The 20,479-nt window shown below is 61.0% G+C and carries 18 protein-coding genes and 1 pseudogene; 8 read left to right on the top strand and 11 right to left on the bottom strand.

Features of this window, described 5'->3' with window-relative positions:
- Positions 1-3: 3 nt before the first annotated feature.
- Positions 4-675, top strand: a complete 672-nt coding sequence (locus ACERHN_RS10220; protein WP_415922531.1) for a flagellar hook capping FlgD N-terminal domain-containing protein — start codon at positions 4-6, stop codon at positions 673-675.
- Here the strand turns inward: ACERHN_RS10220 and ACERHN_RS10215 are convergent.
- From ACERHN_RS10215 to ACERHN_RS10195, 5 genes are all read right to left on the bottom strand, one after another.
- Positions 666-1,976: an NAD(P)/FAD-dependent oxidoreductase gene (locus ACERHN_RS10215; protein WP_415922530.1), complete on the bottom strand. Its 1,311-nt coding sequence runs from the start codon at positions 1,974-1,976 to the stop codon at positions 666-668. The two genes, ACERHN_RS10220 and ACERHN_RS10215, sit on opposite strands and share 10 nt — an antisense overlap.
- Positions 1,973-2,791, bottom strand: a complete 819-nt coding sequence (locus ACERHN_RS10210; RefSeq protein WP_415922529.1) for an ABC transporter permease subunit — start codon at positions 2,789-2,791, stop codon at positions 1,973-1,975. The genes ACERHN_RS10215 and ACERHN_RS10210 overlap by 4 nt, the downstream gene beginning before the upstream one ends.
- Positions 2,788-3,663 (bottom strand): ABC transporter permease subunit, encoded by an 876-nt coding sequence (locus ACERHN_RS10205; RefSeq protein ID WP_415922528.1) that lies wholly within the window; start codon positions 3,661-3,663, stop codon positions 2,788-2,790. The genes ACERHN_RS10210 and ACERHN_RS10205 overlap by 4 nt, the downstream gene beginning before the upstream one ends.
- Positions 3,660-4,976, bottom strand: coding sequence for an ABC transporter ATP-binding protein (locus ACERHN_RS10200; RefSeq protein ID WP_415922527.1), 1,317 nt, complete (start codon positions 4,974-4,976; stop codon positions 3,660-3,662). Before ACERHN_RS10200 ends, ACERHN_RS10205 begins: the two co-directional genes overlap by 4 nt.
- Positions 4,977-5,037: 61 nt before the next feature.
- Positions 5,038-6,120: a polyamine ABC transporter substrate-binding protein gene (locus ACERHN_RS10195; RefSeq protein ID WP_415922526.1), complete on the bottom strand. Its 1,083-nt coding sequence runs from the start codon at positions 6,118-6,120 to the stop codon at positions 5,038-5,040.
- 145 nt (positions 6,121-6,265) lie between these two features.
- Here ACERHN_RS10195 and ACERHN_RS10190 point away from each other — a divergent pair, with 145 nt between their 5' ends.
- From ACERHN_RS10190 to ACERHN_RS10165, 6 genes and pseudogenes are all read left to right on the top strand, one after another.
- Positions 6,266-7,663: an aspartate aminotransferase family protein gene (locus tag ACERHN_RS10190; RefSeq protein ID WP_415922525.1), complete on the top strand. Its 1,398-nt coding sequence runs from the start codon at positions 6,266-6,268 to the stop codon at positions 7,661-7,663.
- Positions 7,664-7,964: 301 nt separating this feature from the next.
- The gene (locus tag ACERHN_RS10185) at positions 7,965-9,065 is read left to right on the top strand and encodes an ABC transporter ATP-binding protein (RefSeq protein ID WP_415922524.1); all 1,101 of its coding nucleotides are present in this window, start codon (positions 7,965-7,967) and stop codon (positions 9,063-9,065) included.
- Between the two features lie 85 nt (positions 9,066-9,150).
- On the top strand, positions 9,151-10,260 hold the full coding sequence (locus ACERHN_RS10180) for an extracellular solute-binding protein (protein WP_415922523.1): 1,110 nt from the start codon (positions 9,151-9,153) through the stop codon (positions 10,258-10,260).
- Between the two features lie 59 nt (positions 10,261-10,319).
- Positions 10,320-10,607 (top strand): DUF1330 domain-containing protein, encoded by a 288-nt coding sequence (locus tag ACERHN_RS10175; RefSeq protein WP_415922522.1) that lies wholly within the window; start codon positions 10,320-10,322, stop codon positions 10,605-10,607.
- 5 nt (positions 10,608-10,612) lie between these two features.
- Positions 10,613-12,127, top strand: coding sequence for an ABC transporter permease (locus ACERHN_RS10170; protein WP_415922521.1), 1,515 nt, complete (start codon positions 10,613-10,615; stop codon positions 12,125-12,127).
- A gap of 9 nt (positions 12,128-12,136) precedes the next feature.
- Positions 12,137-13,015 (top strand): annotated as a pseudogene (locus ACERHN_RS10165) (ABC transporter permease); the annotation flags it as partial.
- Between the two features lie 90 nt (positions 13,016-13,105).
- Here ACERHN_RS10165 and ACERHN_RS10160 read toward each other — a convergent pair.
- Together ACERHN_RS10160 and ACERHN_RS10155 are read right to left on the bottom strand one after the other, a co-directional pair.
- Positions 13,106-14,440, bottom strand: coding sequence for a lytic murein transglycosylase (locus ACERHN_RS10160; RefSeq protein ID WP_415922520.1), 1,335 nt, complete (start codon positions 14,438-14,440; stop codon positions 13,106-13,108).
- 68 nt (positions 14,441-14,508) lie between these two features.
- Positions 14,509-15,216, bottom strand: coding sequence for a helix-turn-helix transcriptional regulator (locus ACERHN_RS10155; protein ID WP_415922519.1), 708 nt, complete (start codon positions 15,214-15,216; stop codon positions 14,509-14,511).
- 84 nt (positions 15,217-15,300) lie between these two features.
- Between ACERHN_RS10155 and ACERHN_RS10150 the strand changes: the two genes are divergently transcribed.
- The gene (locus ACERHN_RS10150; protein WP_415922518.1) at positions 15,301-15,993 is read left to right on the top strand and encodes a glutathione S-transferase family protein; all 693 of its coding nucleotides are present in this window, start codon (positions 15,301-15,303) and stop codon (positions 15,991-15,993) included.
- Here the strand turns inward: ACERHN_RS10150 and rnr are convergent.
- Genes rnr through dapE form a run of 4 tightly spaced genes read right to left on the bottom strand, consistent with a single transcriptional unit; the run spans position 15,990 to position 20,435 of the window.
- Complete coding sequence (gene rnr / locus ACERHN_RS10145; RefSeq protein ID WP_415922517.1) at positions 15,990-18,245, bottom strand: ribonuclease R; 2,256 nt, start codon at positions 18,243-18,245, stop codon at positions 15,990-15,992. The genes ACERHN_RS10150 and rnr overlap by 4 nt on opposite strands.
- A complete protein-coding gene (locus ACERHN_RS10140) occupies positions 18,242-18,874 on the bottom strand; it encodes a TIGR04282 family arsenosugar biosynthesis glycosyltransferase (protein WP_415922516.1) in 633 nt (210 codons plus the stop codon). The genes rnr and ACERHN_RS10140 overlap by 4 nt, the downstream gene beginning before the upstream one ends.
- Positions 18,871-19,293, bottom strand: a complete 423-nt coding sequence (locus ACERHN_RS10135; RefSeq protein WP_415922515.1) for a GNAT family N-acetyltransferase — start codon at positions 19,291-19,293, stop codon at positions 18,871-18,873. The genes ACERHN_RS10140 and ACERHN_RS10135 overlap by 4 nt, the downstream gene beginning before the upstream one ends.
- Positions 19,290-20,435 carry a succinyl-diaminopimelate desuccinylase gene (dapE, locus tag ACERHN_RS10130; RefSeq protein ID WP_415922514.1) on the bottom strand — a complete coding sequence of 382 codons (1,146 nt, stop codon included), beginning with the start codon at positions 20,433-20,435 and terminating at the stop codon, positions 19,290-19,292. Before dapE ends, ACERHN_RS10135 begins: the two co-directional genes overlap by 4 nt.
- Positions 20,436-20,479: the final 44 nt, after the last annotated feature.

Raw genomic sequence — 20,479 nt, 5'->3', positions numbered from 1 at the left:
CACATGGACGTCTCTCAAGTCGCACGCGCCGCAAACGCTGGCCCCTCCGCAAACGCCTCAAGCAGCTCAGCCAACGTGCTCAGCTCGGATTTCGAGGTATTCCTGCAAATGCTCACCGCGCAGGCAGAGTATCAAGATCCGCTGCAACCCATCGATTCGTCAGAATACGCGGCGCAGCTCGCGCAATTTTCGATGGTGGAACAACAAGTCAGCACCAATGACTTGCTGGAGCAGATGCTCGTTTCCTTTGGCGCGAACAACATGAACGGCGCAGCCAACTGGATCGGTTTGGAGGCGCTGGTGACCGGACCTGTGAATTATACCGGCGCTCCGATTTCCGTCGCTCCCAATCCTCCGCTGGCAGCGGACGAAGTGGATCTCGTGGTCTACAACGCGCAAGGTACGGAAGTGCAACGACACGCGCTGCCGGTGAGCGCTGAGACCTATGCGTGGGACGGTTTGGGTGCGGATGGCACGCCACTGGCGCATGGTGAGTACACATTGAAAATCGAAAGCCGCAGCAATGGTGAAATCCTGACCGAAGATCCCGCGCTCAGCTACACCCGCGTGACCGAAGCCCGGATCGACAATGGCGTCACGCTCCTGATGCTGCAGAATGGGTACATGATCGAGGCTGCAAATGTGATCGGGTTGCGCGAACCGGATCAGGTCTGACGATCGGCCAATGCAAATCCGGCGTAGATGGGCGGCATGATCGCCCGGCGCAGTCCGCCAAATGGAAAGCGTTGGGGCGGTACTTGCATGGCGGCAGGCAAATGCTCGGGCATCTGATCTTGTGCCAGCGCGGCAAGACACACGCCCGCATGCGTACCCATGGCAACCCCGTTGCCGTGAAACGCGAAACCGGCAAGAACGCCCGGGTGATCGGGCACCGGGCCGACATAGGGCAACCCGCGGCGTGCTAGGCAGACGAAACCCGACCAGGTATGCGTGACCTCGACATCACGCCACGCCGGAAACATGGAACGAAAATCCCGCTCCACCGCGCGCCGCGCGCGCATTTCGGCGCGGGTGCCAGAGCGCAGACCACCGCGCATTCCAAACAAGAAGCGACCATCCGGCATGCGCCGAAAATAATGTAGCAAATGGCGGCTGTCATAGGCCATCTGCGTACTGGTCCACCCTTGCGCCTGCTGCTCTGCATCGGTCAACGGGCGCGTCACCAGAACGGTCGATTGCGCCGGCATATAGCGCGCGCGCATCCAGGCGGGCACGTCCTCGCTGCTGTACCCATTTGTGGCAAGGATGATCCGCGACGCCCGCACCGTGCCTTTGGGCGTTTTGACATATCCCGAACGCACCTCGGTCACTTCTGTCTGATTGTGAAATCGAACGCCCGCTTGCTGCGCCGCGCGCACCAGTCCCGCGAGGTACTTACGCGGGTTCAAACCAAAGCCAATCGGCGTCGTGAGCGCCTGAAAAAACGGGCCGCCCATGCCGATACTGTCGGGATTATCGACGCGTGCCATGACACCGTAGTTTTCTTCGATCCGGCGCGCTTCAGCCTCAAAGGCTTGGGCGTCGCGCGTACGATGCGCCAAAAGCGTTTCCCCGTCAGAATGCCGATCCACGTCCAAACCCAGTTCATCGACCAGGCGGGCAACCGTGGCAACCGCAGCAGCTTCGGTCCGACGCCAGGCGAGCCGTTCGTGCCGACCAAACGCCCGATCAAGCGTTGCGTCGGACGCGATGCCACCGCCGAGGCAACAAAACCCGCCATTGCGCCCTGACGCGCCCCAACCCATCTGCGCGGCGTCCACGACGACGACATCCGCACCTGCACGTGCGAGGTGCAGCGCCGCAGAAACACCCGTGAACCCCCCGCCGACGATGACAACATCACAGTGCGTATCGCCCTCCAGTGCCTCGAATGAAGGAATGGCGCAGGTTGCGTCCCACCAGCACCCCGCGCGCGGGCCCGGCCCATAGGCATAGTCGGAAAAGATGCGCTTCATGCGGTGCGCGCAGCCGCCTGCTCGTCACGCTGCGCCTGTACCGCCGCCCGCTTTGTGGCCAGCGATGCGGCAACCACGCCAATGGTCACCAAACCGATCAATATCGTGCTGAGCGCATTGATCTCCGGACTGACCCCCAGGCGGACGGACGACCAGATTTTCATCGGGAGCGTTGTGGCGGACGGACCTGCTGTAAACGAGGCGATCACGAGGTCATCGAGGCTGAGCGTAAAGGCGAGAAGCCAGCCCGAGATGACCGCGGGCGCGATGATGGGCAGTGTCACCAATCGGAATGCGTCAAACGATGACGCACCCAGATCCAGCGCCGCCTCTTCCAAAGATCGATCAAATGTAACAAGGCGGGATGACACCACGACAGACACGAAACACATCGAAAAGGTGGTGTGCGCCAAGACGATGGTCAGCACGCCGCGATCAAGACCAATTCCGATGAACAAGAGCAGCAGAGACAGGCCGGTTATCACTTCGGGCATGACAAGTGGTGCGTAGATCATGCCAGAAAACAGCGTGCGGCCAAAGAAGCGCCCGCCCCGCACCAGCACATAGGCCGCCATCGTCCCCAGCACCGTCGCAATGGTCGACGAGATCACGGCCACGCGCAATGTAACCCAAGCCGCATCAAGGAATGCCTCGTTGCGGAGCAGTTCGCCGTACCACTGTGTCGAAAACCCGGCCCAGACCGTCACCAGCTTTGATGCGTTAAAGCTGTAGATCACGAGGATGAGCATCGGGATATAAAGAAACACGAAGCCCAGCGTCAGCGACACGACATTGAATGGTGACAGCCGGTTCACAGCCCCGCCTCCGTCTGCCGTTGCTGGTTGCGCTGGAACAGAACCAGCGGGATCACAAGGATGATCAGCAGGATGACTGCCACCGCAGATGCCACAGGCCAATCGCGATTGGAGAAGAATTCCTCGAACAGGACTTTGCCGATCATCAGTGTGCCTGACCCGCCCAGAAGCGATGGAATAACAAACTCACCCAAGGCGGGGATGAAGACCAGGAAGCTGCCCGCTATGATCCCATTTTTCGAGAGTGGTATCGTGATCAGCCAGAACGCCTTGAGCCGCGAACACCCAAGGTCTTCGGCCGCCTCAATCAGCGATCCATCCAGCCGGTCCAGCGCCGAATAAATCGGCAGGATCATGAACGGCAGATACGTATAGACGATGCCGATATAGACCGCCGTGGGCGTGTTGAGGATCGTCAGCGGTTCACTGATCACACCCGTCCACATCAGAAGCTGGTTCAGGAACCCTTCGTTCGACAGGATGCCCACCCACGCATAGACACGGATCAGGAAAGAGGTCCAGAACGGTAGGATCACCAACATCAAGAGCGTGGGTCGCCACGCCTCGGGTGCGCGCGCCATGGCATAGGCCATCGGATACCCGATCAACAGGGTCAGCACGGTCGAGATGGCAGCAATCTGGAGCGAGCTGAGATACGCTTTCCAGTAGAGATCATCTTCGGTCAGAAAGACGAAGTTTTCGAAATCGAGCTGGGACAGCATGGCCCAGATGCCGTCCTTGGCCGTGGGCGTGTAAGGCGGAATGGCCAGCGCAATGTCCGACAGCGAAATCTTGAAGACGACCGCGAACGGGATCAGGAACAGCGCCAGCAGCCACGCATAAGGGATCGCTATGAGGGCCGCGCGCCTCATGTCGTCAGAACCACCCCGGCCGTGCCGGACCAGCTGACCCACACGTCATCTTCCCATGTGATATCGCGACGCGCGACGCGACGGGTATTGGCGGTCTGCGCCTTGATCATCGTGCCGTCGGCCAGCTCCACGTGGTACGTGGACAGGTTCCCAAGATAGGCGATGTCGATCACCTTGCCTTGCAAGGCATTGACCGCATCGGGTTTGGTCTTTGAGATGCCGATTTTTTCGGGACGCAAGGCCAGCTTTACCGCTTGCCCATCGAGCGCAGGATCACCGTCCAGCGCGATCAGCGGTGGCTGCCCTTCTGCCCATGCAATGCCCAGACCTCCGGGCGGTGCGTCGCCCGCGCCTTCGGGCTGTTCATCCGCCACATTCGACGGTGACGCGTCATCCCCGGTTTCTTTGCGGGCACCGATCACGGGGGCCAGCAGCTTGTCATGCAGCCACTTGCCTTGCGCATTGGGTCGCGGACCGCGCACCGGCGCAGCGTCGTTCCCGGTAACGGGGGCGTCGGTGGCAGGTGTCCCGCGAGACTGTGCGGTTCCGTCAATCAACGTCACATCACCGATAAAATCCGCGACATATGCAGAATTCGGCGCCTCGTAGATGTCGGTTGGCGTGGCAACCTGCATCACGCGGCCTTCGTCCATCACGGCCACCCGGGATGCGACCGTCATCGCCTCTTCCTGGTCGTGGGTGACAATGACAAATGTCGTGCCCGTCTTTTCCTGAATATCCATCAACTCAAACTGCGTGGCCTCGCGCAACTTGGCATCCAGCGCGCCCAGAGGTTCATCCAGCAGCAGCAGTTTCGGCGCCTTGGCCAAGGACCGCGCCAAGGCAACCCGTTGGCGTTGGCCACCGGAAATCTGGTGCGGCTTGCGCCGGGCGAATTTCTCCAACCGTGTCAGCTTGAGCATCTCTTCGACCCGCGCGGCAATCGCGCCCTTGTCGCGGCTTTCGCGACGCAGGCCAAAGGCGATATTGTCCCAGATCGTCAGATGCGGAAACAACGCATAGGACTGGAACATCATGTTCACCGCCCGCTTGTTCGCGGGCACCCCCGCGATGTTCTGCCCGGCCAGTTCAATGAACCCTTCGGTCGGGTCCTCGAACCCGGCCAGCATACGCATCATCGTCGTCTTGCCGCAGCCGGACGGGCCCAGCAGCGCAAAGAATTCCCGTTCGTAGATATCGAGGGTCAGGTCATCAATCGCGACAAAATCGCCAAAGCGTTTGGTGACATTGCGAAACCGGATAAGCGGCGTCTCGTCCGCGTTCTCCCAGGGTGCGAAAACAGTCTCTGCCAAGGGGAAATCCGTCGCTGAAAATGAGAAAAGGGGCGCGGTTCAACCGCGCCCCGATATCGGGTCAGGTGCCCGATTTGATCTTGGTCCACATGCGTGTGACCGTGCGCTGCACGCGCGCCGGATACGGCGTCGTCGTGTAGAGATTCTCCAGCGTCGCTTCATCCGGATAAATGGCCGGATCACCGATCACGTCTTCAACCAGAAACTCCTGGCTCGCGAGATTGCCGTTCGCGTAGTAGACGTAGTTGGAGGCCTGCGCCATGTTCTGCGCGTCCATGATAAAGTTCAGGAACATGTGCGCGCCTTCGGGGTTTGGCGCATCGGCGGGAATCGCCATCTGGTCAAACCACATCAATGCGCCTTCGCTGGGCGCGTTATAGGCAATCTCGACCCCGTTTTCCGCCTCTGCCGCGCGGTCGCGCGCCTGCAGGATATCGCCGGACCAGCCAAACGCGACGCAGATGTCACCGTTGGCCAATGCGTTGATGTATTCCGAGCTGTGGAATTTGGTCACGTAGGGACGCACACCCATCAGGACCGGCTCCGCCTTGGCGATGACGTCCGGGTCATGGCTGTCGGGGTCCTCACCGATATATTTCAATGCGGCCGGGATCATCTCTGTCGGTGCATCAAGGAAGTGCACACCGCAAGAGGCCAGCTTTTCCATGTTGGCCGGGTCAAAAATCAGATCCAGCGAGCCCATTGGCGCATCCGCACCCAGCACTTCCTGCACCTTGCCGACATTCACCCCGATCCCCGTGGTGCCCCACATGTAGTTGATGGAATAGGCGTTGTCGGGGTCGTATTGCGCCGTGCGCGCCTCAACCACATCCCACAGGTTTTCCGCATTGCTCAGCTTGGACGTGTCCAGTTTCTGGAACGCGCCCGCGCTGATCTGGCGTTGGAGGAATGTGCCCGATGGCACCACAACGTCGTAACCCGACGAACCGGCCAGCATCTTGGTCTCCAGCACTTCGTTGCTGTCGAACACGTCATAGATCAGCTCGAGGCCCGTCTCGGCCTCAAACTTTTCCAGCAATTCTTCGTCGATATAGTCGGACCAGTTGTATACGCGCACTTCGTCGGCCAGAGCCGCACCCGTCAGGGTCAGCGCGGCAACGGTGCTCAGCATCATCTTTGTCATAAGGTACTCCCGTTTCATGCCCGGTTGGCCCGGGTCAGGCAAAATGAATACAAGTTTTGCCTCTTGCGTCCAGCAGGATCGACGTCTGCGGATTGACGTCGCGCCCCTTGCTCATATTGTCAGCACGTCTGAAACCGGGGGTCCCATGCCAGCCATCACGAACCATCTGCCCACGTCCGAACTCCAAGCACTGGACGCGGCACACCATATGCATCCGTTCACGGCGGGGGGTGAGTTGGCGCAAAAGGGCGCGCGGGTGATCACGCGGGCGAACGGCGTGTACCTGCACGACAGCGATGGCAACGAAATCCTCGATGCGATGGCGGGGCTGTGGTGCGTGAACATCGGCTATGGTCGGGGTGAGCTTGCCGACGTGGCGGCGCGCCAGATGCGCGAACTGCCCTACTACAACACGTTTTTCCAGACGACCCACGTGCCCGCCATCGCGCTGGCGCAAAAGCTGGCGGAACTGGCGCCGGGCGATCTGAACCATGTGTTCTTTGCTGGGTCGGGCTCGGAGGCGAACGATACCAATCTGCGGATGGTTCGGACCTATTGGGCGATGAAGGGCAAGCCGGAAAAATCCATCATCATCAGCCGCAAGAACGCCTATCACGGCTCGTCCGTAGGTTCCGGGTCACTGGGCGGCATGACCGGGATGCACGAACAGGGCGGCATGCCGATCCCGGGCATCGTGCACATCAACCAACCCAACTGGTGGTCCGAAGGCGGCGATATGACGCCCGAAGATTTCGGCGTTGCCCGTGCCCGGGAACTGGAACAGGCGATTGCCAAACATGGCCCCGACCGCGTCGCAGCATTCATTGCCGAACCGATCCAGGGCGCGGGTGGCGTGATCGTGCCCCCCTCTACCTACTGGCCCGAGATCAAGCGGATCTGCGACGCCCACGATATTCTCCTCATCGCGGATGAGGTGATCTGCGGCTTTGGGCGGACGGGCAACTGGTTCGGGTCGCAAACCGTCGGCATTCAGCCGCACATCATGACCATCGCCAAAGGGCTCAGCTCGGGCTACCAGCCCATTGGCGGCTCCATCGTGTGCGATGAGGTGGCCGAGGTCATCGGCGGTGGCGAATTCAATCACGGCTACACCTACTCTGGCCACCCGGTTGCCGCGGCGGTCGCGCTAGAAAACCTCCGCATCCTCGAAGAAGAAAACGTGCTGGACCACGTCCGCAACGTGGCCATGCCCGCCCTGCACGAGATGTGGCACAGCCTGGGCGATCACCCGTTGGTGGGTGAAACGACGATTGTCGGCATGATGGGATCGCTTGCCCTGACCCCGCACAAGGAAAGCCGCGCCAAATTCGCAGCGGACGCGGGCACCGCCGGCTTCATGACCCGCGAACGCTGCTTTGCCAACAACCTCGTGATGCGCCATGTCTATGACCGCATGATCATTTCACCACCACTGGTCATCACGCCCGAGGAAATCGCCGTATTGGGACACCGCGCCCGCCGCGCTCTTGATGAGGCGCACGCACAGCTGATGGAACAGGGGCTGATGACGGCGGCGTCCTGACCACACTGTTTCTTCTGGCTGAAAATACCACGGGGGTGAGGCCGCAGGCCGAGGGGGCTGGCCCCCTTTTGATCCCGTATTCATCGGCGTGCCAACGCAAGTAGGATGGGCGATTCTGGCCCCGGATTTACGCATGCGTCCGGGAACATTGCCTTAAAACGCATACTCTTGCAGTCAAAACGACCTTTCGGAGGCTGCGCACGGCGTTTTCAAATCAAGTTGGTTGCAATGCACGCGTTGGGACGTTTTAGTTCACGCCAACATGGCGGCACAGCCACGAGACACAACCGGGGAGCCACGTTTGGCCGATACTGCAAACGATCAGGCGTTCGTTGAATTCGAACGCGTGCAGAAGAGTTACGACGGCGAGATTCTCGTGGTCAAAGACCTCAACCTTTCCATGCCCAAGGGCGAATTCCTGACCATGTTGGGCCCCTCGGGTTCGGGCAAGACGACGTGTCTGATGATGCTCGCCGGGTTCGAGACAGCCACCCATGGTGACATCCGCCTCGGCGGTACGTCGATCAACAATATTCCGCCACACAAGCGGGGCATTGGCATGGTGTTCCAGAACTATGCCCTGTTCCCGCACATGACCGTGGCCGAAAACCTCAGCTTCCCGCTCGAAGTGCGCAAGATCGGCAAATCCGAGCGCGAGGAAAAGATCATGCGCGCGCTTGGCATGGTGCAGATGCAGGACTTTGCGGGCCGCCGTCCGGCGCAACTGTCCGGTGGTCAGCAACAGCGTATCGCGCTGGCGCGCGCACTGGTGTTTGAACCGGAATTGGTCCTGATGGACGAACCACTCGGCGCGCTCGACAAGCAGCTGCGCGAAACGCTGCAATTCGAAATCACGCGCCTTGCCCATGATCTCGGGATCACGACCGTCTATGTGACCCACGATCAGACAGAAGCGCTGACAATGTCGGACCGCGTCGCCGTGTTCGACGATGGCCGTATCCAACAACTGGCGCCGCCGGACCAGCTTTATGAAGAGCCGGAAAACAGCTTCGTCGCGCAGTTCATCGGTGAAAACAACACACTGATGGGCACGATCAGCAAGATCGCGGGCGACCGATGCGAGGTGACCCTCGACGGTGGTGAGATCATTGACGCCAAACCCGTCAACGTGACCGAAGTCGGTCAGCGCACACGCGTGTCCATCCGCCCTGAACGGGTCGAGATGAACAAGGAACGCCTGCAACCCGACGTGCACACGCTCAAGGCCGAAGTGCTTGAGTTCATCTACATGGGCGACATTTTCCGCACGCGCCTGCGCGTCGCAGGCAGCGATGATTTTGTCATCAAGACACGCAACGCCCCCGATCAGGCCCGCCTGACACCGGGCACCCAGATCGAGATCGGGTGGTTGCCACAGGATTGCCGGGCGCTCGACGCCTGAGCATGCAAGAAGAAGGTCAGGCGCCACGCCCGGGGCGCGATCTTCAATCAATCCAAAACGGGCGTAACAAGTGGGAGAAACACTTATGAAACTCACAAAGACCCTTATGGTCACGACCGCACTGACAGTTGCCTCCGGCACTGCCTTTGCTGACGGCCACATGGCATCCGACATGACACTGGTCAGCTGGGGTGGCGCTTACCAAGCCAGCCAACAGAACGCCTATGTCGCGCCATATCTGGAAATGAACGAAGGCGTCACCGCCGTTTGGGACGAAAGCTCGGCCGAAGCCGTGGCGAAACTGCGCGCCATGAACGAAGCGGGCAACGTCACGTGGGACGTCGTGGACGTGGTGGCCGCTGATGCGATCCGCCTGTGCGACGAAGGTCTGGCGCTGGAAATCAACCCAGACGAAGACCTGGCGGCAGCGCCCGATGGCACATCCGCGTCCGATGACTTTGGTGACCTGCTGGTCTCCGACTGCTTCATCCCGCAGATCGTCTATTCGACCACGTTCGGCTACCGCACCGACCTCGTGGGTGACACACCGCCCACATCCGTCTGTGCCGTGTTCGACACCGAAGCCTACCCGGGCAAGCGCGCCCTGGAAAAGCGTCCGATCAACAACATGGAATGGGCGCTGCTCTGTGACGGCGTGGCCAAGGACGACGTGTACGACGTTCTGGAAACCGCCGAAGGCCAGCAACAGGCCCTCGACAAGCTCGACACCATCAAGGACGACGTGATCTGGTGGTCCGCCGGTGCCGACACGCCACAGCTGCTGGCAGATGGCGAAATCGTCATGGGTTCGACCTATAACGGTCGTCTGTTCGCCGCGATCGAAGAGCAAGACCAGCCCATCGGCATGCTCTGGGACGCGCAGGTGTTCGACCTTGACGGTTGGATCATCCCAACGGGCCTGAGCCCCGAGCGTGAAGCGCGTGCGCGCGACTTCATCAAGTTCGCGACAGACACACAGCGTCTGGCGGATCAGGCCAAGTACATCTCGTACGGTCCTGCCCGCGCATCGTCCGCACCGCTGGTCGGTCAGCACGCGACACTGGGCATCGACATGGCGCCGCACATGCCGACAGACCCGGAAAACGCCAAGAACACGTTCCTCTACAACTACGAGTTCTGGGCGGACTACCGCGATGACATCGACGCCAAATTCCAGGCGTGGCTGGCACAATAAGCCAACATTGGGGTGGGCGTTTGCGCCCGCCCCGACCCCCTTTTCCAAGGACACCCATCATGCCCAAAGGCTACATCATCGGACATATCACGGTGAACGATCCCGAGGCGTACAAAGAGTACGTCGAAAAGGATACACCGATCCTGTTGTCCCACGGTGCTGTGCCCCTTGTGCGCGGGGGTGATGCTGAAACCATGGAAGGGCCGGAATTTTCGCGCCACGTGGTTTTTGAGTTTCCAACCTACGAGGCGGCACTCGCCGCCTATAACGACCCAGAGTACCAAGAGGTCATGAAGATCCGCCACCGCACGGCGACCTCCATGATCGTTGTCGCGAAAGGCGCCTGAGACCCATGGCCGAAGTGATGCAAGCCGCCGACGGCACCCCCCTCAAACGCAGCCTTGCGCGGGCCCTGCGCCGCCAAAAGCTACACGCGCTCGGCCTGATCGCACCGCTGCTCTTGTTTGTGCTGATCACGTTCATCGTGCCCATCGGCAACATGCTGTTCCGCTCTGTCGAAAACGACATCGTGGTGAACACGCTGCCCGATACGATCCCCTTGCTCACGGCGCGCGAGGCCACTGGCGTCCCGGATGAGGACATCTTCACTGCTCTCTACGTCGATCTGTTCATCGCCGAAGAGCAAAAGCTGCACACCCGGCTCGGATCGCGCCTTAACTATGAGCAGACGGGTGCGAGTTCGATGTTCCGCCGCACGGGCCGCGCCGTTGGCCGGTTCGATACAGACACCTATACGGATGCGATCACAGACGCGAATGCAGCGTGGGAGGATCCCGCGCACTGGGCCGAAACCGTTCCAGCAAACGCAGACGCGCTCCCGCTGACCGCAAGCGCCTGGGCCCGCTGGCAAGCCGTGTTCGCCGAAGAAGGCGACGAGATCGGCAAGCGTGATCTGGGCGATTTCCTCTACACCACGCTCTACCTCGATCTGCGCAATGCGTCATCGGCACCATCCGGTTTGGAAGCTGCATTTGCCGCGGCACAAGCCACCGATCCTGTGTCGGTAAAAGACGCGTTCATTGACGCGGACGACAAGTGGGGCGAACCCGAGATATGGGAAACGCTGACACTCTACGCGCCGAAATACACGCCGGGTTACTTCCTCAACTCGGTTGATTACCAGAAGACGACCGAAGGGTTCGAACAGCGCCCGGAAAACCAGCAGATCTACATTACCCTCTTTGGTCGCACGATCTGGATGTCTCTGCTGATCACCTTTTCCTGCATCGCGCTCGGCTACCCCATCGCGTGGCTGCTGGCCAATCTGCCGATGCGCAAGGCAAACGTGCTGCTGATCCTCGTTCTGCTGCCCTTCTGGACCTCGCTTCTGGTGCGCACCTCCGCGTGGAAGGTCATGCTGCAGCAACAAGGGGTGATCAACGATGTGCTGGTCTGGATCGGCCTCGTGGATGACGCAAACCGGCTGATCATGATCAACAACCAGTTCGGCACGATCGTGGCCATGACCCACATCCTGCTGCCCTTCATGATCCTGCCGATGTACTCGGTGATGCAAACCATCCCGCCCAGTTACCTGCGCGCCGCCAAATCATTGGGCGCTACCAACTGGACCGCGTTCTGGCGGGTATATTTCCCGCAATCTGTGCCGGGCATCGGGGCGGGGTCGATCCTCGTCTTCATCCTCGCCATCGGCTACTACATCACGCCGGAAATCGTGGGCGGGACCAAGGGCGTGTTCATCTCGAACCGGATCGCCTACCACATCTCGTCATCGCTCAACTGGGGCCTTGCCGCCGCCCTCGGCACCATCCTCCTCGTGGCGGTGCTGGTGCTCTACTGGGCCTATGACAAGATCGTGGGCATCGACAACGTGAAGCTAGGATAGACCATGGGCCTGCCTCCATACGCCACACTTGGCCAACGCATCTGGTACTATGGCTTCCGGGTCATCTGCGGGTTGATCTTCTTCTTCCTCGTGGCCCCCATCGTGGTGGTCATGCCGTTGTCTTTCAACGCGCAGGACTTCTTCACCTTCACGCAGGAAATGCTGCGGCTGGACCCAGAGGGCTACTCGCTCAAGCACTACCGCGACTTCTTCACCAATCCACAATGGCAGTTGGCGCTGAAGAACTCGCTGATCATCGCGCCGCTGGCCACGATCATTTCCGTGTCACTCGGCACCCTCGCCGCCATCGGCCTCAGCCAAAGCCACGTACCCTTCAAACGGGCGATCATGGCGATCCTGATCTCGCCCATGATCGTGCCCTTGATCATCTCGGCCACGGGCATGTTCTTCTTCTACTCCAGCTTGGGCAACTGGATGGAGGGCACCCTGGGCCTCGACAAGAATTTCGTGGGCTACGTCAAGGTCATCCTCGCGCACGCTGTTCTTGGCATTCCCTTCGTCATCATCACCGTCACGGCCACGCTCGTCGGCTTCGACCGCTCCCTGACACGCGCCGCCGCCAACATGGGCGCCGGACCCGTCACCACCTTCTTCCGCGTGCAAATGCCCCTGATCCTGCCCGGCGTGATCTCCGGGGGCCTCTTCGCCTTCATCACGTCCTTCGACGAGGTGGTCGTGGTCCTCTTCGTCGGCTCCGCCAGCCAGAAGACCCTGCCTTGGCAAATGTTCATCGGCCTGCGCGAACAGATCAGCCCGACAATCCTCGCCGTCGCTACAATCCTCGTGGTGATCTCCATCGCCCTGCTGACAACGGTCGAACTCCTCCGCCGTCGCAGCGAACGCCTGCGCGGCATGAGCCCCGGCTAAACCCCTTCTTCTGGCCAGAAATACCACGGGGGAGCGCGCAGCGCGGGGGCAGAGCCCCCTGAAACATGGCGTCGCGCAGCGTTCTTTGGATCAACGCAACCGGTTAAGCAGATTGACCGTGGCAAACCCATCCGCTGGCACGCCAATGCTCTTTTGGTACGCCCGCACCGCTGCAAGCGTATTCGGCCCGACCTTGCCATCCACGCCTTGCGTGTCATAGCCCGCTCGCGTCAGACGCTGCTGTAACTCCTTGCGCTCCCGCAAGGTCAGCGGACGCTCACCCTCGGGCCAGTTGCCGACAAATGCGCCGCCACCCTTTATACGATCACTCAAGTGGCCAACACCAATGACGTACGCATCCGCCGCATTGTACCGCTCGATCACGGCAAAGTTCTTGAACACCATAAAGGCGACCCCGCGCCCACCCGCGGGCAACAGGATCGACCCGGACCCATAGTTCGGGACCGCATTGCCATCCACGCCGCGCACACCCAGACGGGCCCACTCTGCCGGCGATTTCTGGATCTTGCGGTTGGCCTGCGCGAAATCAAACCCGTCCGGCAGCAGCACTTCCACGCCCCACGGCTGACCTTTGATCCAGCCGAAACGCTTCAAATACGCCGCCGTCGACGCCAGCGCATCCGTTGGGTCATCCGACCAGATGTCACGCTTGCCATCCCCTGTAAAATCCACGGCATAATCCAGATAGGATGTCGGAATGAACTGCGTATGCCCCATCGCCCCGGCCCAGGATCCGGTCATGTTGCGCGGGCTTGTATCACCGTTTTGCAGGATCTTCAGCGCGGCCACCAACTGCCCTTCGAAAAACGCGCCGCGCCGCCCGTCAAAGGCAAGCGTCGCAAGGCTCTGGATCACATCGTTGTTGCCACGATACGCGCCATAGCGGCTCTCGAGGCCCCAGACGGCCACAACCACCTCTTTCTCGACACCATAGCGCGCCTCGATCGCGTCGAGTTTCTGGTTGTGCGCACGCAGCGCCTCCTTGCCGTCCCGTATCCGGCTATCTGAAACAGCGCTGGCCAGGTACTCCCAAATGGTCTTGGTGAATTCGGATTGATTGCGGTCCCGCTTGATCACGTCCGGGTCGTACTGCACCCCGCGAAAGGCCTGATCAAATGTGGCCGCAGAAATCCCCTGCGACACCGCCCGTCCACGAAACGCCTGGATCCAGTTCTGGAAGCGCGCATTTGCTGCCGCATCGACTATCGGGGCCTGGGCCACCGGGCGCATTTGCGGGCGCAGTACCGATCCGGCAGTCACCGGCAACAGGGACAAGGGCGCCGTGCGCGTCACGTCTTCGGCCGCTGGACGCGCCTCAGGCCGTAGGGATTGGGTCACCACGCCTGCCGAAACAACAGAACCAACAGTCAGCGCAACCGCACCGATCAGAACCTGACACCGCATTTTTTGCCTCATGCTCGCTTTTTCGCGTTGTTTCCAATTTAGCGACAATGGGTTCGCCAATAAAGGGTTCAATCGTGGGGCGCATATTCCTGCGTCTCTGCGCGGATCCGTTCGAGGTGATCCCGCAAGAGCGATACCCGATGCGGGCGAAAACTCTGGTCCGTAATGTGCAGCGCGTCCATCCGGTCCAGCCGGAACAACCGGAAATCCTGCCGCAGGTGGCACCATGCCATGAGCACGTTCGTATCCTGAAAATAGACGATACCAAGGGGTTTGACCGTCCGTTCCGTCTGAGCGCCCTTGGCATCCTGATACTGAAACCGCACGCTGACCTCATCCCACGCCGCCTGCCGCAGTTTGGCAACGTCGATCCGTGGAGGATCCGGTCGCCAATACCGGCGCGCATCCAGAACGGCGTGTTTCAGCCGATGCGCCTGTGCGGGCGGCACGCGCGCAGTGATCTTGGTCAACGCTGACTCTGCGGCCTTGGCCAATGCCGGATCCGCAATCGCCACCACATCGCGCAAGCCCAGCACAAGGGCTTCCAGCTCGTCATTCTCGAACCCGAGCGGCGGCAGCGTTGCATCCTCGATCAAGGTAAAGCCAAATCCGGCCTCCCCATCAATGACTGCGCCCAGTTCGCGCAGCGTATCGATATCGCGGTAAATCGTGCGCAGAGAAACATCCATCTCATGCGACAACGCCTGCGCGGTGACAGGCGGCGCCATCCGGCGCAGGGCCTGCATCAGCTGAAACAATCTGTGGGTCCGTGACATGATCCCACCTTATCACATGTCCTGCCAGAAACTGACAGGAACCGCATCTATCTCCGCCATCGTAACCTGATTTCGGAGGAATGGATGCTCACCCTCATCACCTATGCCCCTGCTTTCGGCACACCCAGTGCCAGTCCGTTTTGCGTGAAGGCAATGTATTTGCTGAACCTCGCCGGTGTGCCGTGGCAACGGCAGGACACCAATGACCCCCGGCGGTGGCCGAAGGGCAAGCTGCCTGCGCTGCAATCGGAAACCGAAGTCATCGGCGACAGCGACAACATCCGCGCCTATCTCGAAGAACAAGGTGCCGACTTCGACGCCGGGCTGACCGAAATACAGCGCGCGACCTCGCGCGCCTTTATCCGCATGGTGGAAGAGCACATGTACTTCCATATCCTGCTGGATCGTTGGGCTGATGACGCCGTTTGGCCCAGTATCAGAGACACATATTTCGCGGCCATACCGTCATTGCTGCGGAATTTCATCACCGGTCGGATCCGCAAGGATGTTCTGCGCGGAATGGCGGCACAGGGCATGGGGCGCCTGACGGCGGGTGAGCGTCTGGAAAGGATTGAACCTGATTTGCAAGCCATCGCCGCGCATCTGTGGCACGGGCAATTCCTGTTTGGCGACAAACCGACCGCCGCGGATGCCAGTGTCGCGCCCATGCTGGCCGCGATGATGGCAACGCCGTCCGGCACTGCGTTGTCGCGTCGGATCAAGGATGACCTGATCCTGACGCGCTACGTCGCACGTGTTGCAGATGCGTTGGGTTAGCGGCGGGTGCGCTTCACCTTGCGCTTGACCTTGTCACCGCGCCGCTTGGCCTTCGCGGGTTTGCGGCGCGGGCTGCGACCCGCAGGCCCACCGCGCCCTTTGGGCAGCGCCTTGCCGTCCAGTTCCAACAGCTCCAGCGCAATACCACCGGTCACGGGCACAGCCTCTGCCAACCGCACCGTCGCCCGCTGTCCGAGGCGGATCACCATGCCCGTATCCGACCCCATCAGCGTGTTTTCCTCGCGGTCAAAGTGGAAATACTCTGACCCGATGGCCCGCATGGGCACCAGGCCATCCGCCCCACTGCCGTCCAGTTTTACAAAGATGCCGAATTTCGCGATTCCCGCCACACGGCCTTCCATCTCATCGCCCACCCGCTCGCTCAGATACGCGGCAAGGTAACGGTCCGTGGTGTCCCGTTCCGCCGTCATCGACCGGCGTTCCGTGTCAGAGATATGCTTGGCCGTCTGCTCCAACCGCTCGACCTCTTCGGCGCTCAGCCCGTCCTTGCCCCAACCATGCGCTGTGATCAGCGCGCGGTGCACGATCAGATCAGCGTAGCGCCGGATAGGTGATGTGAAGTGGGCATAGTTCCGCAGGGCAAGTCCGAAATGCCCAAAATTCTCAGGGCTGTAGTAGGCTTGTGTCATTGACCGCAGGGTCGAGATATTGATCAACTCCGCGTCCTCCGTGCCAACCGCCTGCGCGAGCAGCCGGTTCAGATGCGCCGTCTTGAGCACCTGGCCTTTGGCGAGTGTCAAACCAGCGGCAGACGCGGTTTCGCGCAGCGCATCGAGCTTGTCCTGGCTCGGCTCTTCATGAACGCGGAAAAGGAGCGGGGATTTCTTGGCCAGCAACGTCTCTGCCGCGGCCACATTGGCCAAGACCATGAACTCTTCGATCAGGCGGTGCGCATCAAGACGATCCTTGAACGCCACCGAATTCACGGTGCCATCATCGTCCAGCACGATCTGCCGTTCCGGCAGGTCCAGTTCCAGCGGCTGCCGGTCCTGCCGGGCAACAACGAGGGCCCGCCAAGCGGCATAGAGTGGCTCCAAAACAGGCTCTAACAGGGGCAAAGTACGGTCATTGGGACGACCGTCCACCGCCGCCTGCACCTCTTCGTAATTCAACGCAGCGGGCGAACGCATCAGGCCACGATGAAAGCTGTGCGACAGCTTTTTGCCCTTCACATCAATCTGCATCCGCACGGCAACACAGGCGCGCGGCACACCTTCGTGCAGCGAACACAGATCACCGGACAAACGGTCCGGCAGCATCGGAACGACTCGGTCCGGGAAATAGGTGGAGTTGCCCCGTTTGCGCGCCTCACGATCTAGAGCGGACCCGGGTTTGACAGCGGATGCCACATCTGCAATCGCGACCCAGATGATATGTCCGCCTTCGTTCTTCGGATCTTCATCCGCATGGGCATAGCATGCGTCATCATGATCTCGTGCATCCCACGGATCAATGGTGACCAAAGGCAGATCGCGCAGGTCCTCGCGCCCTTTCAGCCCCGCCGGTTTCTGCGCGTCGGCTTCTGCGATGACGTCATCAGGGAAATGATCGGGAATGCCGTGTTCGTGGATTGCGATCAGCGACACCGCCTTGGGCGCCGATGGATCACCAAGCCGGGCTACGATGCGGGCGCGCGGCAGGCCGATGCGTGACTTTGGCCCAGCCTGTTCCGCCTCGACCAACTCGCCGTCCTTTGCGCCGTGCGTGGCACCTGCCTCGACCTGCCATTGCTTGTCGCTGCCCTTGTCCACCGGAACGATGCGCCCGCCCTCGTCGCCCTTGCGGAAAATGCCAAGCAGCCGCTTTGGGTTCGTCCCGATCCGACGGATCAGCCGCGCCTCGTAATGATGGTCCTGATCCTTGACCAGCGTCAGCCGCGCCAGAATGCGGTCGCCCGCACCGAGGGCCGGATCAGCGGCGCGCGGGATCACGAGGATACGTGGCTCAACCCCAGTGCCCTGCCATTCCATCGGGGATGCAAACAGATCGCCATCCGCATCCGGCGGCAGCACCTGCAACACGCTCACCGGCGGAAGACGGTCGGGGTCCTGATACGTCTTCTTGCGCTTTTCCAGATGCCCTTCGTCCGCCAATTCGCGCAGGATGCGTTTCAGGTCGATGCGCGCAGCCCCTTTAATGCCAAAAGCCTTGGCGATGTCACGTTTGGCGGTGAGCGTGGGATTGGCGGCGATCCAATCGAGGATCTCGGCCTTGGTCGGGATACGGGTCATACGCAGGAGGTAGCACGGGTGCCATGGGGCGTCATTGCGAAACTTGTACGCAAGTCGTCGACCGTATCAATGTCGTTGAGCGTATCGACAAGAGCCGTCCGGCCGGGCAGACGCGCCCGCGTGTCGGCAAGCGCATGTTCCGTAGACCACCGCGCGCCCGTGAGGGCGTTTGGGCGCAAGCGGTTGGGATGACGTGCACCGATCAGCCAGAACCCACCGTCGGGTGATGGCCCCAACACGGTGTCATGATCCCCGAGCGCTGCAATTGCCCGCGCAATATGCTGACGCTCCAGACCCGCAATATCAGAGCCTATCAAGACACTTTTTGGTGGTGCCTGCCGCAAAAGGCCAATCATCCGCTGGCCCAGATCACCGCTGCCCTGCCACGCTTGCAGCTGCACGTTGCGCGGAATAATCCGCGCTGTTTTCGGGGCATAACCGGCAACCAGCGTCCAGCGTTCATCTACCAACCGGTGCACCAGCGCCGCGGAATGGCGCCGATACCAATGTGCTGCCTCCACCATCCCGATATCTCGGCCCAGCCGCGTCTTGACCTGACCCGGTCGCGGCTCTTTGACCATGACGATAACGCAGGGCTGATTTCCGATCGACTGCAGGCGCGGCGTCACAGTGTGCGCTCCATATCCCGGTGGGGTATGCCTGCGTCATCATAGATGGGTCCAAACGCAGTGAACCCCAGTTTTTCGTAAAAGCTAAGCGCGTGGGTCTGTGCGCCCAGCTTGGCCCTGATCACAGCAGGTTGCGCGCGCGCCACGTCGAGACAGGCCATGATGATCGCCGCACCAAGACCGGTGCCGCGCGCCTCTTGCAAGACGCAGACCCGCCCGATCTTGGCCACCGACCCGTCCAGCAGAATGCGTGCACAGCCGAGGGCGCGGCCCTCCAACGTCGCCAGAACATGCAGGGCGTCACCATCGCGACCGTCCCGCTCGTCGGCTTCGCTCACGCCCTGTTCCTCCATGAATACCGTGCGACGCAAATCGAGGCACGTGTCCAGGTCGTCGGTCTGCGAAATCGTCCAATTCATGCGAAATAGTCTCTTAGAACGCGACCATAGATGGCCTTGAGTTGATGGATGTGGTCGACCCGTACGTGTTCGTCCACCTGGTGCATCGACTGACCGACAAGGCCAAATTCAACCACCGGGCAATGATCCTTGACAAAGCGCGCGTCGGACGTGCCACCCGTTGTGCTCAACACCGGTGTCACGCCAGTCTCAGCCGTGACCGCTGACGCCACAAGATCGGATAACGGGCCGGGCGGGGTCAGAAAGCTTTCTCCGGAAACCTTGACGGTCATCGCAACCTCAACTCCAAAGCTTTCAGCCACGCTGTCCACCTCGGCCTGCAACCAATCCGTCAGGCTCGCGCCGGAATGCAGGTCATTGAACCGGATATTCACCGCGGCGCGCGTTTCTGCCGGAATCACGTTGGTGGCCGGGTTGCCTGTGTCCATGGTCACGATCGCCAACGTGGAGGCGTCAAAGTGGTCGGTGCCGGTGTCGAGCGTGTGGCTGGCCAGACGATCCATCAATCGCGCAAGCGCTGGCAACGGATTGCGCGCGCGGTGAGGATAGGCCGAATGGCCCTGCACGCCCGTGACCGTGAACCACGCTGTCATCGACCCCCGCCGCCCGATCTTCATCATCTCGCCCATCGTGTCCGGGCAGGTCGGCTCGCCCACAAGGCAGACACTCATCGCTTCACCCGCTTCGGACATATAGTCTAACAAGGCCGTTGTGCCGTCTGTTGCATCCCCTTCCTCGTCACCGGTGATGGCAAGGATGACCGCCCCGTCCGGTGGAGTCTCGGTCACGAAATCCACCGCTGCGGCGGCAAAGGCGGCCACGCCCGACTTCATGTCCGTCGTACCGCGGCCATACATGACGCCATCGGCAATCTCGGCGCCAAACGGGGCGAAGGACCAATCCGCCTCAACCCCGATGGGCACCACGTCCGTGTGGCCATTGAACCCGAAGCTGCGCGGATGCCCCTTGGTCCCCCAACGGGCATAAAGGTTGCGAATGCCACCCCGGTTCGCCCATGCACAGTCGAAGCCGGCCCCGGACAACAGATCGTGCAACACGTCCAACGCCCCCTCATCCGCCGGTGTCACGGATGCGCAGCGCACCAGATCAGCGGTGAGTTCGGCGGGATCAACAGGCGGCATGGGCGCATCCTCAAGTCATGGTTGTGGCGAAAAGGACGCGTTCC

It is taken from the genome of Tateyamaria rhodophyticola, from assembly GCF_047777875.1.
GTDB lineage: Bacteria > Pseudomonadota > Alphaproteobacteria > Rhodobacterales > Rhodobacteraceae > Tateyamaria.
This window is presented reverse-complemented; position numbering and strand designations above follow the sequence as displayed.

What these genes read in the sequence shown, in the direction of transcription:
- ACERHN_RS10220 (WP_415922531.1), top strand. Translation starts at nt 4, where the DNA reads ATGGACGTCTCTCAAGTCGCACGCGCCGCAAACGCTGGCCCCTCCGCA.
- ACERHN_RS10215 (WP_415922530.1), bottom strand. Translation starts at nt 1,976, where the DNA reads ATGAAGCGCATCTTTTCCGACTATGCCTATGGGCCGGGCCCGCGCGCG.
- ACERHN_RS10205 (WP_415922528.1), bottom strand. Translation starts at nt 3,663, where the DNA reads ATGAGGCGCGCGGCCCTCATAGCGATCCCTTATGCGTGGCTGCTGGCG.
- ACERHN_RS10195 (WP_415922526.1), bottom strand. Translation starts at nt 6,120, where the DNA reads ATGACAAAGATGATGCTGAGCACCGTTGCCGCGCTGACCCTGACGGGT.
- ACERHN_RS10190 (WP_415922525.1), top strand. Translation starts at nt 6,266, where the DNA reads ATGCCAGCCATCACGAACCATCTGCCCACGTCCGAACTCCAAGCACTG.
- ACERHN_RS10180 (WP_415922523.1), top strand. Translation starts at nt 9,151, where the DNA reads ATGAAACTCACAAAGACCCTTATGGTCACGACCGCACTGACAGTTGCC.
- ACERHN_RS10175 (WP_415922522.1), top strand. Translation starts at nt 10,320, where the DNA reads ATGCCCAAAGGCTACATCATCGGACATATCACGGTGAACGATCCCGAG.
- ACERHN_RS10170 (WP_415922521.1), top strand. Translation starts at nt 10,613, where the DNA reads ATGGCCGAAGTGATGCAAGCCGCCGACGGCACCCCCCTCAAACGCAGC.
- ACERHN_RS10160 (WP_415922520.1), bottom strand. Translation starts at nt 14,440, where the DNA reads ATGCGGTGTCAGGTTCTGATCGGTGCGGTTGCGCTGACTGTTGGTTCT.
- ACERHN_RS10155 (WP_415922519.1), bottom strand. Translation starts at nt 15,216, where the DNA reads ATGTCACGGACCCACAGATTGTTTCAGCTGATGCAGGCCCTGCGCCGG.
- ACERHN_RS10150 (WP_415922518.1), top strand. Translation starts at nt 15,301, where the DNA reads ATGCTCACCCTCATCACCTATGCCCCTGCTTTCGGCACACCCAGTGCC.
- rnr (WP_415922517.1), bottom strand. Translation starts at nt 18,245, where the DNA reads ATGACCCGTATCCCGACCAAGGCCGAGATCCTCGATTGGATCGCCGCC.
- ACERHN_RS10135 (WP_415922515.1), bottom strand. Translation starts at nt 19,293, where the DNA reads ATGAATTGGACGATTTCGCAGACCGACGACCTGGACACGTGCCTCGAT.
- dapE (WP_415922514.1), bottom strand. Translation starts at nt 20,435, where the DNA reads ATGCCGCCTGTTGATCCCGCCGAACTCACCGCTGATCTGGTGCGCTGC.